The sequence below is a fragment of the Marinobacter alkalisoli genome (assembly GCF_045449795.1).
In the GTDB taxonomy this organism is placed as follows: domain Bacteria; phylum Pseudomonadota; class Gammaproteobacteria; order Pseudomonadales; family Oleiphilaceae; genus Marinobacter.
Genome location: NZ_JBJJLB010000032.1, coordinates 127,049 through 141,260, shown reverse-complemented (window position 1 = coordinate 141,260; position 14,212 = coordinate 127,049). Strand labels below are relative to the sequence as shown.

14 protein-coding genes are annotated in these 14,212 nt (G+C 58.3%); 10 read left to right on the top strand and 4 right to left on the bottom strand.

The genetic code is table 11. The annotated features are described in order from the left end of the window. The first annotated feature begins 45 nt into the window (after nucleotides 1-45). Nucleotides 46-1,689, top strand: coding sequence for an FAD-dependent monooxygenase (locus tag ACJO3M_RS15715; protein ID WP_407002332.1), 1,644 nt, complete (start codon nucleotides 46-48; stop codon nucleotides 1,687-1,689). Further along, nucleotides 1,686-2,399, top strand: a complete 714-nt coding sequence (locus ACJO3M_RS15710) for an HAD family hydrolase (RefSeq protein ID WP_407002331.1) — start codon at nucleotides 1,686-1,688, stop codon at nucleotides 2,397-2,399. The genes ACJO3M_RS15715 and ACJO3M_RS15710 overlap by 4 nt, the downstream gene beginning before the upstream one ends. Nucleotides 2,400-2,468: 69 nt before the next feature. On the opposite strand, the gene ACJO3M_RS15705 is transcribed toward ACJO3M_RS15710, so the two are convergent. Beyond that, the gene (locus tag ACJO3M_RS15705) at nucleotides 2,469-3,326 is read right to left on the bottom strand and encodes an SMP-30/gluconolactonase/LRE family protein (RefSeq protein WP_407002330.1); all 858 of its coding nucleotides are present in this window, start codon (nucleotides 3,324-3,326) and stop codon (nucleotides 2,469-2,471) included. A gap of 119 nt (nucleotides 3,327-3,445) precedes the next feature. Between ACJO3M_RS15705 and ACJO3M_RS15700 the strand changes: the two genes are divergently transcribed. From ACJO3M_RS15700 to dapE, 7 genes are read left to right on the top strand one after another with little or no spacing between them, the layout of a single operon-like run. Further along, complete coding sequence (locus tag ACJO3M_RS15700) at nucleotides 3,446-4,219, top strand: helix-turn-helix transcriptional regulator (RefSeq protein WP_407002329.1); 774 nt, start codon at nucleotides 3,446-3,448, stop codon at nucleotides 4,217-4,219. A 34-nt stretch (nucleotides 4,220-4,253) separates the two neighbouring features. Then, on the top strand, nucleotides 4,254-5,024 hold the full coding sequence (gene map / locus ACJO3M_RS15695; protein ID WP_406987866.1) for a type I methionyl aminopeptidase: 771 nt from the start codon (nucleotides 4,254-4,256) through the stop codon (nucleotides 5,022-5,024). Continuing rightward, entirely contained in the window at nucleotides 5,025-7,670 is a 2,646-nt protein-coding gene (locus ACJO3M_RS15690; RefSeq protein ID WP_407002328.1) for a [protein-PII] uridylyltransferase, read from the top strand. Continuing rightward, on the top strand, nucleotides 7,667-8,869 hold the full coding sequence (gene dapC / locus ACJO3M_RS15685; RefSeq protein WP_407002327.1) for a succinyldiaminopimelate transaminase: 1,203 nt from the start codon (nucleotides 7,667-7,669) through the stop codon (nucleotides 8,867-8,869). Before ACJO3M_RS15690 ends, dapC begins: the two co-directional genes overlap by 4 nt. Next, nucleotides 8,866-9,213 carry an ArsC family reductase gene (locus ACJO3M_RS15680; protein WP_407002326.1) on the top strand — a complete coding sequence of 116 codons (348 nt, stop codon included), beginning with the start codon at nucleotides 8,866-8,868 and terminating at the stop codon, nucleotides 9,211-9,213. Before dapC ends, ACJO3M_RS15680 begins: the two co-directional genes overlap by 4 nt. 27 nt (nucleotides 9,214-9,240) lie before the next feature. Then, the gene (gene dapD / locus ACJO3M_RS15675; protein ID WP_407002324.1) at nucleotides 9,241-10,269 is read left to right on the top strand and encodes a 2,3,4,5-tetrahydropyridine-2,6-dicarboxylate N-succinyltransferase; all 1,029 of its coding nucleotides are present in this window, start codon (nucleotides 9,241-9,243) and stop codon (nucleotides 10,267-10,269) included. After that, nucleotides 10,256-11,392 carry a succinyl-diaminopimelate desuccinylase gene (dapE, locus tag ACJO3M_RS15670; RefSeq protein ID WP_407002323.1) on the top strand — a complete coding sequence of 379 codons (1,137 nt, stop codon included), beginning with the start codon at nucleotides 10,256-10,258 and terminating at the stop codon, nucleotides 11,390-11,392. Before dapD ends, dapE begins: the two co-directional genes overlap by 14 nt. Before the next feature lie 2 nt (nucleotides 11,393-11,394). On the opposite strand, the gene ACJO3M_RS15665 is transcribed toward dapE, so the two are convergent. After that, nucleotides 11,395-11,613, bottom strand: coding sequence for a SlyX family protein (locus ACJO3M_RS15665; RefSeq protein ID WP_407002322.1), 219 nt, complete (start codon nucleotides 11,611-11,613; stop codon nucleotides 11,395-11,397). A gap of 218 nt (nucleotides 11,614-11,831) precedes the next feature. Here ACJO3M_RS15665 and ACJO3M_RS15660 point away from each other — a divergent pair, with 218 nt between their 5' ends. Continuing rightward, on the top strand, nucleotides 11,832-12,377 hold the full coding sequence (locus ACJO3M_RS15660; RefSeq protein ID WP_407002321.1) for a cold-shock protein: 546 nt from the start codon (nucleotides 11,832-11,834) through the stop codon (nucleotides 12,375-12,377). 57 nt (nucleotides 12,378-12,434) lie between these two features. Here ACJO3M_RS15660 and ACJO3M_RS15655 read toward each other — a convergent pair whose 3' ends face one another. Together ACJO3M_RS15655 and ACJO3M_RS15650 are read right to left on the bottom strand one after the other, a co-directional pair. Then, nucleotides 12,435-12,812: a hypothetical protein gene (locus tag ACJO3M_RS15655; protein ID WP_407002320.1), complete on the bottom strand. Its 378-nt coding sequence runs from the start codon at nucleotides 12,810-12,812 to the stop codon at nucleotides 12,435-12,437. Continuing rightward, entirely contained in the window at nucleotides 12,784-14,190 is a 1,407-nt protein-coding gene (locus ACJO3M_RS15650; protein WP_407002319.1) for a hypothetical protein, read from the bottom strand. Before ACJO3M_RS15650 ends, ACJO3M_RS15655 begins: the two co-directional genes overlap by 29 nt. Nucleotides 14,191-14,212: the final 22 nt, after the last annotated feature.

Below are 14,212 nucleotides of genomic sequence, written 5' to 3'. Positions count from 1 at the left end.
ACAATCCCTTTAAATTTGAGTCCCTGGGCAAAACAGGAGGTTAAAATGAGACAGCAAGACAGCGTGCTGATCGTCGGGGCCGGCCCCGTGGGTATGGCCACGGCGGCGACCCTTGCCAAGCACGGTATTCGCCCAATCATTATTGAACGCAATGCCAGTCCGACGTCGTTGTCGAAAGCCATTGGCATTCACGCTATCACACTGGAACTGATGCAAACACTGGGACTATCAGAGCAATTCGTTGCTCACGGTGTCCCTCACCGATACGCTACTCTGAACGCCGGTTCGCGCGAGATTCTGCGGGTTGATTTCGAGCAGATCCAGTCATCCTACCCTATGGTGCTCGCACTGCCCCAAAGCTCAACCGAAAGATTACTCCGTCAGACACTCAACTGCCATGACATTGAGATTAAATGGAATACCGAACTCACCCAGCTGAAAACGCTGGCCGACGGCAGCTGTGAAGTGGCACTGGTAAACGGTAAGGTCCGGGAAACACGCCAGGTTCAGTGGGTGCTCGCTTGCGACGGTAGCCACAGCACGGTGCGGCGCCTGCAGGACATTCCCTTCCCGGGCGGCGAGTACGAACGGGCGTTCATACTTGGCGACGTCATGATGGACTGGCCGGATGGCAACCCGGAGCAACTACAGTTCTTCCTGTCCCGCCAGGGCTATATTCTGATTGTTCCACTCCCCGAGGGGCGGCACCGGATAATCTGCCAGACAGACGCCGAGTTCATTGCCGGTGATAAGACCGGGGAGCGACGCGCCATCACCCTGGACGATCTGCAGCGCATCGTCGACCGCAATGGCCCCGGCGGCATCAAGGTACACAGCCCTCAATGGCTGACTTCTGCACCGTTTTATCATCGCATGGCCGACAACCCGATTCAGGGCAACATCATTCTGCTGGGCGATGCATTTCACCTGTTCAGTCCGCTGGGCGGCCAGGGGCTGAATACCGGTTTTCAGGATGCGTTCAACCTGGGCTGGAAGCTGGCCTGGCACCTGAAAGGATGGGCGGACCGATCCCTGGTTGAGACCTACGCCACGGAGCGCACCCAGGTGGCCCAGCGTATCCAGCAGGTCACGGCCAAGACCACAAGCTTCATCACCGGCACATCCCTCCCCCTGGATCTGATCCGCCGCTACCTGGTTCCCCTCTACGGCAGCCGGCAGAGCGTGCAAAACTCCCTGCCCTGGCTGTATTCCGGGCTACGTCAGTGCTACACCAACTCTCCGCTGGTTAACCAGCAGCCACTGGGCCAGCTTCAAAGCGGACACCGTTTACCGTACCTGACCCTATCGCAACCAGGCTCAACCCGGGAGCAACCCATCGACCAGCTGATCCACGGTCAGGCGTTCACGCTATTCCTTGTTAACCGTAAGCTGTCATCGGCTGATATTGAGCCAGGCGTAAGAGAACTGGCAAATTTCACCCGACATCTGCCGGTTCTGGGTATCAGCATCAATCACGAGAGTTCCGGTTTCGACACCTACCGGGTGGAGCAGAACGCTCTCAAAGCATGGCTCGGCAAGGAGCGCGGTGGCTGGGTATTGGTACGACCCGACGGCCACGTGGCTACGGTCGCTGCCATAGGTGAGGAGCAACGAATCAGTGGCTACTTGAAGGACTTGCTGCCGGGGCTTATAGATAAACAGCGTACAGAACAGGAGGAAGCCGCATGAAGGCCGCTTTCTTTGACGTCGATGAAACCCTGATCCGCCTCAAATCCATGGTGAGCTTCCAGCAATACTACTTCTCCCAGGCCAGTGCGCAGGGCTGGCTCATGGACGAGCCCTTCAGCACGTTTGAGGCATTCATGGCGCATTTCCGCCAGCTTTCGGAAACCGTGCCCCGGGAAAACCTCAACCGCGCCTATTACCAGTCCTTCGCCGGGCGCCCCGTTGACCGAATAACGAGATGCGGCCAGGAATGGTTCCAGGCTCGCTTGCAGGATACGGCAGTTCCGTTCTGGTACGAGCCCGGAGTCGCGGAACTGCGTCGCTGCCAGCGGTCCGGCTACCGAATCGTGCTGGTCTCAGGCTCATTCAATGAGCTGCTTGCTCCCATCGCCACCGATTTGAAGGTCGACGGCGTCATTGCCACCCACATCGTCCGGGAGGGCAACGTTTTTACCGGTGAGATTACCGGCACACCCTGTATCGGCGAAGGCAAGGCCGCCCGCATTCAGGACTACGCATTGCGTCATCGCATAGACCTTGCCAGGAGCCTGGCCGTGGGAGATCACCAGTCGGACATCCCTATGCTTGAGTCAACGGGATCCGCTTGTTACGTTCCTGGCGACACAGTTCTGGAAAAAGCCGCCGAGGCCTCGGGATGGAGGCCTCTTAGCGCGACATCCAATGGGCAACAGCCCCTGCCAGTTAACCTCTAGGTCATAAACCGGCTACTAAAAAGCCGCAACGTGCTCACGCACGCTGCGGCTCTTGTTTTTTGCCGGACCTCAGGGCAACTGAACAGCCCGCACCTCGCCATCGAACATGTACGGCAGATAGAGCACATCGCCCGCGGCGCCAATGTCCGCCACGCCCGGTGCCAGTTCGGCGGCGACAGTGCCCTGGCCGTCAGCGGTGATCCGGAACAGGCGACCGTTCATCCAGTCGTTGGCCAGCAACTCATCCCCAATCCTGGCCACACCATCCAGGTTACCCAACTGTTCGCCACCAGCCACCTGTGTCAGCGCCTTGTCCTGAAAACCAATACGCAACAGGCTTCCGGCCTCCTCCGTACTGAAGTCGGCGGCAATCGGCGTTCCCCAGCCTGCGACCAAAAGGGAATCTTCATCGGCCAACACGCCGTTGGGATGCATCAGGCGCTCATCCTCAAGCCAAAGGGTCAAGTCCTGGCCGTCGTAGCGGTAGATGGCATTCCCCATCATGTCGGACACGTAGACGTCACCATCGTCGCTGACGGACACATCATTAAGGAACTGGGCCTGGGGCGGGGAAAACTGCTCCAGAACCTCGCCGCTGACCAAGTCGATAATCAGGAAACGATCAATATCGGTGACAAACAGCTGTCCTCCCTGAATCCCCATGCCTTTGGGGGCGTTCAGTCCGTTGACCCAGTGCTTCTCAACAACCTTGCCATCGTTCGACAGTTTGGAGATGTAGCCCTGGGCGTTCTTTTCACCAGGCTGGCCATGGATACTGGATACGTAGAGATGCGCGCCCTCGGCGTCTGATACCACCGATTCCGGCTGGTCGAATCCGGATTGCACCCACATCACTTCGGGATCCCCATGCGCCAGGCCGGGTATCGCCAGTGCCAGGGTTAAAACGGGTAGGGTTTTCTTCATCATATAAGCCTCCATTGCTTTCAAGTGCCTCTGAAACCCTAGCGCCAACCATCCGACCTTGATACCAAAAATATATAAGGTATCTTTATTTGATACCCATCATTCCAAGCCGGTATCAGATCATGTCAAAAGAATTGTTCACCCGCCTGAAGACCGCGCTCAAGGCCCGCGGGTTAACCTATGCCGACATCGCCGAACGGTTAGACGTGTCGGAAATCACCGTCAAGCGCCTGTTTGCAGAGCAGGACTGCAAACTCAGCCGACTCAATGCCATCTGTCGCGCCGCTGGCCTGCAACTGCATGAACTGGTTGAGGCGACAGGGCAAAACCCGGCGCCTCCCAACCAGTTAAGCGGAAAGCAGTCCCGCGCCTTGTCTGCCAATCGCTCGCTGCTTTCAGTATTCCTTTTACTCCTGAACCGGTATGAGCCAGCCCGGATCCAGGCGATCTACCAGCTCACCGATCAAACCCTGTATCAATACCTGCGATCCCTTGAGCAGTTGCAATTGATCCAACTGACCGACAACCGCGACGTGAAGCTGCTGATCGAACCGCCCGTCGACTTCCTGGCCGACAAGAGCCTGGACCAGGAGATTCGCAAGATTAATGCGGACTTCCTTAACTGGGTGTTTAACCACCGCCACCGTACCGGCTACCAGTTTGAATCAGTGACCCGTCATATGAGCCGGGCCAGTGCGGAAGAGATACACCGGGACATTTCTGAACTGAATGACAAAATCAAACACCTGGCCCGGAGGGACCATCTGCTCATGCCTGAAATGGAGCTGACCGGCTACAAACTCTCCTGCGCCTTTGGCCTGACGCCCTTCGACCAGCTTTTTTCTGTTCGGGCGCAGGATGTCCCCGAGCTTGTCCCCTCGGTCCAGCATCCCTAGAATAACGGTTTGGTATTGATTAACAGGAAGCCCAATGCAGGTATCAATCAAAACTCCGGAAGAAATCGAGAAGATGCGCGTAGCAGGCCGTCTGGCCGCTGAAGTTCTTGAAATGATCGGGGAGCACATCAAACCCGGCGTTTCCACCGAAGAACTGGACCGCATCTGTCACGACTATATTGTCAATGTGCAAAAAGCGATTCCGGCCCCTCTGAACTACAAGGGTTTCCCAAAATCTGTTTGCACCTCCGTCAATCACGTTATCTGTCATGGCATCCCCTCAGAGAAAAAGGTGCTGAAGGACGGGGACATCATGAACATTGATGTGACCGTTATAAAAGACGAGTACCACGGTGACACCAGCAAGATGTTTATTGTCGGCAAGCCCAAGCCGGGCACCGAACGGCTGATAAACATTACCCAGGAATGCCTCTATAAAGGCATTGAGCTGGTCAAGCCGGGCACTCGACTGGGCGATATTGGCCATGTGATCCAGCAGCACGCGGAGAAGCACCGCTACTCGGTGGTTCGGGATTATTGCGGACACGGCATTGGCAAGGTCTTCCATGAAGATCCCCAGGTCATGCATTACGGCAAGCCCGGTACCGGCATGGAGCTGCAGGAAGGTATGACCTTTACCATTGAACCGATGATCAATCAGGGCAAGTACCACACAAAACTGTTGCCGGATGGCTGGACCGTGGTCACCAAGGACCACAAACTGTCGGCCCAGTGGGAACACACCCTCCTGGTCACGGCCGACGGTTGCGACGTCCTGACAAAACGTACGGAAGAGTCTTTCTAGGTGGACCGAAGCGAACTCGAAACCCGCATCAGCAACGATGACTCGCCCGTCGTCGCCGCCCGCGAATTATTGCGGGGTCGATACAACGCCGATGCGGAGGCGTTCCGCCAGGGGGCCGATGTCAGGGCCCTGGTCCATTCCCGGGCCGACACGGTGGATACCACCCTGCGGCTGATCTGGAACCGCTATCCATTCTCAACTTCCACCGACATCTCCCTGGTTGCGGTTGGAGGCTATGGTCGCGGCGAGCTCCACCCTCACTCAGACGTCGATTTGCTGATACTGACTCGCAACGGCATCCGCAAGGAGTGGCAGGAGGACCTCGGAGCCTTTATTACCCTGCTCTGGGATCTGAAGCTGGACATCGGCCACAGTGTTCGCAGTATCGAGGAGAGCAAGGCCGCTGCCCGGGAAGACATCACCATCCTCACCAACCTGCTGGAAACCCGCACCATTGCAGGCCCCGACGAGCTCCGGGAAACCCTGAGCGAGCAGGTATATGCCGATGATGTCAGTTCTGATCGTGAGTATTTCATTGCCAAACGGGAAGAGCAGCAGCAACGCCACAAAAAGTACGGTGATACCGAATACAACCTGGAACCCAACGTCAAAGGCTCGCCAGGCGCCCTTCGCGACATCCAGACCATTGGCTGGATCACCAAGCGCCATTTCGGACTGCAGAACATCGCCGACCTGACCCGTTTCAGCATCCTGACCGAGGAGGAGCACCAGATCCTGTTCCAGGGTGAGACTTTCCTCTGGCGCCTGCGGTATGGCCTGCAACTGATCGCCGACCGCAATGAAAACCGCCTGCTGTTCGATCATCAGCGAGCCCTGGCGGAAATGCTGGGCTACCAGGACGAGGGCAAGCGACTGGGCGTCGAATTGATGATGCAGTCGTACTACCGCACCGTGCTGGCCCTGGCGGAGCTCGCCGATGTCATTCTTCAGTACTACGACGAGGCAATTCTTGGCGCCGGCGATGCCGATGACATACAACCCCTGAACAAACGCTTCCAGATTCGCAACCGATATATCGAAGCAGTAAACAATCAGGTTTTCGCCTACGCGCCCTACTCCATCATGGAGATTTTCGTGCTGATGGCGCAGCACCCGGAAATCAAGGGCATACGGGCCACCACCATTCGCTCCCTGCGGGCGCACCGCCACTTGATAGACGATGCCTTCCGCTCGGACCTTGCGGTCACCTCCCTGTTCATGGAGTTACTGAGGACGCCCCACGCGCTGGACCAGACGCTGTCCGCCATGAAGAAATACAACGTGCTGGGCCGCTATCTACCGGAATTCGGTCAGATCATCGGGCAGATGCAGCACGACCTGTTCCATATCTACACCGTGGATGCCCATACCATGAGGGTCATCCGCAATATGGCTCGGCTGACCAGCCCGGAGGCGCGAACAGAGTATCCGCTGGCTTCCCGACTGATTCACCGCCTGCCGAAACTGGAAACCCTGTTTATCTCAGGCCTCTATCACGATATTGCAAAGGGCCGGGGCGGCGACCATTCGGATCTGGGCGCGATTGATGCCGAAGACTTCTGCGCGCGACATCACCTCAGTGAGCGTGACACCCAGTTGGTCTCCTGGCTGGTGGAGAATCACCTGCTAATGTCCATGACTGCACAGCGCAAGGACATTTCCGATCCCGACATCATCCACGCCTTTGCCCAGTCGGTTCCCAGCCAGGCGCATCTGGACTATCTGTACGTGCTCACAGTTTGCGACATCAGCGCCACCAACCCCAAGCTCTGGAATACCTGGCGCGCCTCACTCTTGCGTCAGCTCTACATCGAGACCAAACGAGCACTGCGCCGGGGCTCGGAAACCCCGGTGGATCGTCAGGAGTGGGTGCGGGCAACACAGTCCGAGGCCCGGGAGATTCTCCATGCCCAGAACATGACTGACGAGCAGATCGACAGCATCTGGGACACCCTGGACGAGGACTACTTCCTCCAGGACTCCACCGTGGATATTGCCTGGCAGACCGCGGCCATCATTCGCCACGGCGACAACCCCGATCCACTGGTGCTGATTCGTGATACCCGTGGCGGCCCGACAGACGGCTACTCCCAGATCATCATCTACATGCGGGACCGTGTTGCTCTTTTCGCCGCGACCACGGCTGTGCTGGAACAACTCAACCTCAACATCGTCGACGCACGGATCAGCTCCAGTGAAAGCCCTTACTCCATAAGCTCATACGTGGTACTGGATGAAAAGGGCCAACCCCTGGGCATTGACCCGGCCCGCAAGAGCCGCGTACGCCAACGGCTTATCGAGGAGCTGGACGATCCCGAGGATTACCCCGACATCATCCATCGCCGCACTCCCCGACAGCTCAAGCACTTCGCCTTCCCCACCGAAGTCACCCTGTCCAATGACACCGTCAATCAGCGCACGGTGATTGAAGTTATCACTCCGGACCGGCCCGGGCTGCTGGCACGGGTGGGTCAGGTTCTGCTTGAGCATCGTGTCAGACTGACCAACGCCAAAATCGCCACCCTGGGGGAGCGCGTGGAAGACGCCTTCTTCGTTACCAACGAGCAGGGCGAGCAAATCAGTGACCCTGCCATCTGTCAGGCCCTGCAGGAAGACCTTCGTACAATGCTGGACGACACTCAATGAATCCCAATCTGGACCGATTACACCCTTACCCGTTTGAGAAGCTGACGAAACTGAAAGCTGGCATTTCCGTGCCCGAGCACCTGGCGCCTATTTCGCTGGGAATTGGCGAGCCCAAACACCCGTCACCGGCCTTCGTAAAACAGGTCATTGCTGACAATCTGGACAAGCTCGCCAATTATCCCACGACCAAAGGTACCGACGAACTGCGGCAAGCCATCAGCCAATGGGCAACCCGCCGTTTCGACCTGCAGCCCGGCAGCCTGTCCGCCAGCGACAACATTGTTCCGGTCAACGGCACCCGTGAGGCCATTTTTTCCCTGGTTCAGGCCGTGGTCGATGGCAGTAAACCAGCCACTGTGGTCAGCCCGAACCCGTTTTACCAGGTCTACGAGGGGGCGGCTTTTCTCGCCGGCGCGACGCCCGTCTACCTGCCTTGCGACAGCAGCAACGGCTTCATCCCGGATTTCGACCAGGTACCCGATGACGTCTGGCAGGACTGTCAGGTGCTGTTTCTCTGCTCACCGGGCAATCCCAGTGGCGCCGTGGTACCCCGCGAAACACTGATCAAAGTGATCGAACTGGCGGACCGCCACGACTTCATCGTTGCCTCGGACGAATGCTATTCCGAACTCTACCCGGACGAATCCCAGCCGCCGGAAGGCCTGCTGCAAACCTGCGCGGCGATCGGTCGACACGACTTTTCCCGCTGTGTGGTTTTCCATAGCCTGTCCAAGCGCAGCAACCTGCCCGGACTGCGCTCAGGCTTTGTCGCGGGTGACGCGGAGATCCTGAAAGGCTACCTGAAGTACCGCACCTATCACGGCTGCGCCATGCCCATCCACAATCAGCTGGCCAGCATCGCTGCCTGGCAGGATGAAGATCATGTGCGGGAAAACCGCGCCGCCTACCGTGCGAAGTTCGAAGCCGTGGTGCCCATCCTCCGGGAAGTCATGTCCGTCGATTTTCCGGATGCTGGCTTCTACCTCTGGCCCGAAACGCCGATGGATGACGAGACCTTCGCCAGGGACCTTTCCGCCCAGCAGAACGTTCATGTACTGCCGGGGCGCTATTTGTCCCGCACGGTTGATGGCCACAACCCCGGCGAAAACCGGGTGCGCATGGCGCTGGTCGCGCCATTGGAAGAGTGTGTCGAGGCTGCAAAACGCATCGTAGAATTTGTAAAGGCAAACAAGGCATGAAAATTTACGGCATCAAGAACTGTGATACGGTCAAGAAAGCCCGCAAATGGCTGGACGAACAAGGCGTCCCCTATGATTTTCACGACTTCAAAAAAGACGGACTGGATGACACCCTGCTCTCACGCCTGGAACAGTCTGTAGGCTGGGAAACCCTGCTGAACCGCCGGGGAACCACCTGGCGCAAACTTCCCGAGGACGTTCGTGATACCATTGATGCCCAATCCGCCCATGACGTCATGTTAGAGAACCCTTCCATCATTAAACGACCGGTGGTCGAGCACGAAGGGAACGTCAGCGTCGGCTTCAGTGCCGACGTATGGGCCACCCGTTTTTCCCAAGAATGAACCTGAGACAATAGGAGCAACCACCTGATGAGTTTTGCATTCGGTATCGGTATCGGCACCCAGAACAACCAGGGCGAATGGCTGGAAGTGTTTTATCAGCAGCCGGTGATGACACCCGATAACAGCCTGATAGAGGTGGCGGGCAACTCGCTCGGTTACAAGGGCGGCAATCAGGCACTTCAAGTCACTGGTGACGATCTGAATGCGCTGTCTGAAGCACTGCGTCAGGTGGGGAACACCGATCAGGCGAGCCTGGCTGAAAAGGCCTCAAAGAGCACCCGTCCGGTGGTGGTCACCATCCTGGAAACCGATGACACCGCCTCCAGCACGCCGGAGGTGTACCTGAAGCTGCACCTGATTTCCCACCGCATGGCCAAACCCCATGGCGTGAAACTGGATGGCATCTTTGGCCTGCTGCCCAACCTGGCGTGGACCAACGAAGGCGCGATCGACCTGAACGAACTGTCCGAGCGCCAGCTGAAAGCCCGCCTGGAGGATCGCATCCTCGAAGTGAAATCCGTGGACAAGTTCCCGCAGATGACCGACTACGTGGTTCCCAAGGGTGTACGCATCGCCGACACTGCACGGGTTCGCCTGGGCGCCTATGTGGGCGAAGGTACCACCGTCATGCACGAAGGCTTCATCAACTTCAACGCCGGCACCGAAGGCACCAGCATGATCGAAGGCCGCATTTCTGCTGGCGTCATGGTCGGCCAGGGCTCGGATCTCGGTGGCGGCTGCTCCACCATGGGTACCCTGTCCGGTGGTGGCAACATCATCATTTCCGTGGGCGAGAACTGCCTGATCGGCGCCAACTCCGGCATCGGCATTCCGCTGGGAGACCGCTGCAAAGTGGAAGCCGGCCTGTACATCACCGCCGGTACCAAGGTGGCACTGCTGGATGACAACAACGAGCTGGTGGAAGTGATCAAGGCCCGTGATCTGGCCAACAAGCCTGACCTGTTGTTCCGCCGTAACAGCCAGACCGGCGCAGTAGAGTGCAAGTCCAACAAAACCGCGATCGAGCTGAACGAAGAACTGCATGCAAACAACTAATTCCCCAACGCTCGATCTGGCCATCGACCTGATCCGCCGGCGATCCGTCACACCGGATGACGCCGGCTGCCAGGAACTGATGATGTCCCGCCTGGCCGCGCTCGGCTTTGAGGGCGAATCACTCCGGTTTGGCGAGACCGACAACCTCTGGGCCCGCAAGGGCTCAGAGGGGCCGGTGCTGGCATTCGCCGGTCATACCGATGTGGTCCCCACCGGTCCCGAGAAGAACTGGGCCCACCCACCGTTTGAGCCGGTGATACAGGACGGATACCTGTACGGCCGTGGGGCGGCAGACATGAAAGGCAGCCTGGCTGCGTTCGTGACGGCCTGCGAACGGTTCGTGGCAAACCACCCGGACCATCGCGGTTCCATCGCCCTGCTCATCACCAGCGATGAAGAAGGCCCGGCCCAGGACGGCACCGTCAAGGTGGTGGAAACCCTGGAAGCCAGGAACGAGAAGATCGACTGGTGCCTGATCGGTGAACCGTCCAGTACCCAGGAAGTGGGGGATGTCATCAAGAACGGTCGGCGCGGCTCACTGCACGGCTATCTGACCGTCCACGGTGTTCAGGGCCATGTCGCCTATCCCCATCTGGCAGAGAACCCGGTGCATTCCGTTGCGCCGGCACTGGACGCTCTGGCCCGCGAATTCTGGGATAACGGCAATGACTTTTTCCCGCCCACCACCTTCCAGATCACCAAGGTGGAATCCGGTACCGGCAGTAACATTATCCCCGGTGAATGCCTGGTGCACTTCAATTTCCGCTATTGCACGGAAAACACGGCGGAAAGCCTGGAAGAGCGCGTGGTTGCGGTTCTGGACCGGTTCGGTTTCAAGTATGACCTGCAGTGGCACCTGAGCGGTCGCCCGTTCCTGACGGATCGCGGCGCGCTGGTCTCCGCCAGCCAGAATGCCATTCGCACGGTCACCGGTCGGGAAACGGAACTCTCCACGTCCGGCGGCACCTCCGATGGCCGCTTCATCGCGCCCACTGGCGCGCAGGTGGTTGAGCTTGGCCCGATCAACGCCACCATCCATAAAGTGGACGAGTGCGTGAAAGCCGCTGATCTGGATACCCTGTCGGACATCTACGAACAGGTCCTGATCGAACTGCTGGCGTGAGATCAGTAATGCGGGGGCGGGGTTTCCTCCTCCTCCCGCTTGATGTTCGACGGTGAGACTTCTTTCAACTGCTTGTTCAGAAGCCGTTTGGCTTCCCACAGCTCCCGAATATCCATTTCCTGCCTGGCCACCTGATCACTCAGGGTGTTGATGAGGTCATCCTGAAACGCCAGCCGGGTTTCAAGCTCATCCAGTCGTGCTTCCAGATCGATATGTGCCATTGGTCGTGACTGCTCTCCGCAAACCTTGTGATCGATGTATCTGACTGACCACTTGCTTGGTCAGCGCTCCCCGTTATCTGGTATCATGCCGCTTTTGCCCGCCAAGGCCCGTCTTTATTCGGTCACTTTGGCGGTTATCACCGGCCGGATAGACGATTTTACCCGATATCCGGCTCTTTATCGTTAGCGTTAACAAAGTAATGGAGAAATCTCAGTCAATGCGTAATCCAGCCAAAGCGATCCTTGTTGCTTTCCTGATCGCCATTCCGTCACCGTTTATCCTCGGCTTTCTGTTGGTCAGCTTTACTCCGGAAGTGTTCCAGATTATGTCGAAATCCGGGTCCAGCGAACTGGCAACCAACACCCCGTTCATCCTTGGCAGCGCCCAGGGCATCGCAGCCTACATCATTGCCGTTGTACTTTTTGGCATTGCCGGCTTCCTGACCGTAGCTTTTGCCGCCAGACAAGGCGCCAAACGCTCCCGCCCTGCTCAGTCCCGTCCGTCCGGCCAGAACGATGACGAAGGCGACGACTTTGACGACACCAGCCCGGAAGGCGATGAGGAAGGCACTGTTAAGTGGTTCAACGTGAAGAAAGGTTTTGGCTTCATCGTTCGCGACAGTGGTGACGAAGTATTCGTTCACTTCCGTGCCATTCGTGGCCGTGGCCGTCGCGTGCTGCGCCAGGGCCAGCTTGTTCGTTTCAACGTTGTTGAAGCCGACAAGGGCCTGCAGGCCGATAACGTCTCCATCCTGAGCGACTGATCACGCCGGATGTAGCGAAAAGGGGCAGCCAGACGGCTGCCCCTTTTTTTAGCTCCCTCAGTTCCAGACCACCAGGTGTTCACCCCGGGCATCCAGACGCCACCATTTTTCATCCTCAACCGGTTCACCCTCTTTCCAGTCACCGGGACTGCAGCGAACTTCCGTATCCATGGCATCCCAGGCACTGCGTGCGAACTCCAGATCAGAATTCCAGGGCAACGACGCACCTTCCAGCACCAGGCAGGTATAGCGTTTACCGGAAGCACCCGGATACAGGCTGATGTTGACGGTCACATCTTCGTAGTGAGCCCGGCCCTTGATGGCCTTTGCGTCGACCTGTTGGTCATCCAGTTCAAGTTTATCCAGATGACTGGATAACCACTGTGAAGCCGCCAGAGGCTTCAGGTCACGAATGTATATTTCGAGGTCCTGCACCCGTTGTTTCTCCCCCATCATGATCACAATGGACAACATAGTGAACCGGGCCGGGACGGGCTGCAACCCAACGCTCAAGTTCCTGCTGCAAATCCTCCACCGTCAGGGTGCGCAAGGTGCCAGCCGCCTCCCGCTCATGCCAGGCCACTTCGACGGCCGTTCGCTCAATTTCCAGCTGCGCCAGGCTGGCTTCCAGTTCATCCAGTGGTTCGTGGCGGGCAATCGCCACCAGGCATTGCCGGCGCAATGTGTCCATCTGGCCGGCCAGCGCCACTGCATCCACCGGACCGCGGCTGGCAAACAGGTTCAGCCTGGCCGCAGCCCGCTCCACCCACCGAAGCATGCCGCCGGGAGACCCCACAGCCCGGCTCCGGCACCCGGCCGCAAAGCTCATAACCGGTTCGGAGAGGCGCACATTCCACTGCCTCTCAATGGCTGGCTGATGGGCTGTCAGAATGGATTTTTTCTGGGTATAGCCGGACTCCGCCATGTCGAAAACCTCCATGGAACGGCCGAGCCAGTGCTCAAGCTTCGCGACATCGTCAGAAGATTCCCGGACGGACGGCCCCAGCAATAACAGCGGGCCCTGCCAGGACTGCACCAGCTGTGCCGCAAGGCTGTCCCAGCGACCGGCCAGTATGATGGCATCGGCAGGGGATACGTTATCAAGGATAAGCGCTGGCCAATCCCGCTGGGGCACGTTGCTGCCAGGAACCGCGGGATGATCACTGGCGACCAGTTCCGACTCCCGCCGCAAATCCAGCTCTACATAGCCGTTTTCAAGGCACGGCAACAGTGATTTCAACCAGGAGGATTTACCGGCACCGCGATCCCCCCGGAGCCAGATCAGTGCATCGGGGGAAGCCGCGATGGTCACCGCAACCTCTTCCGCCAGGGACAGCCAGCCAAGGTCACTGACCACAACAGGAATACCATCCGGGCTTTCGCTGCCTTCAGCATCTTCAGCCCAGCCCGACAGCGGCCACTCCCCCACCAGTTCCAGAACCGAGACGTACGCTTTCTCCTGCAGCCGCTCTGCGTTGGAGGCCAGGGTCGACAGCAGAACCGGCCAGTCAAGCCAGGGTGCGTCAGATATTTCGCGGGCGGATGAGAGCCAGTACAGGAGTTGGGATGAGAGGCGACCTTCCCCACCAACTTCCGTGACGATGGGCTGTTCACACTGGACGGTTCTTACCAGCTCGTCGAGGTCGACGCCCCGCGCTCTCAGAAAACCGGACACCACTGGCTCCCCTTCAACCAGCGCCAGAAGAAAATCCTCAACAGTGATCGCAAAACCACCACGGTGGGTAACACTGTCCCGCGCCCGTTGCAGGGCGGTTTGACATAAGGGGCTCAGGCATCCTTGCCAGTCTTCCATTCAGCATCTCCTTTGCTTGAGG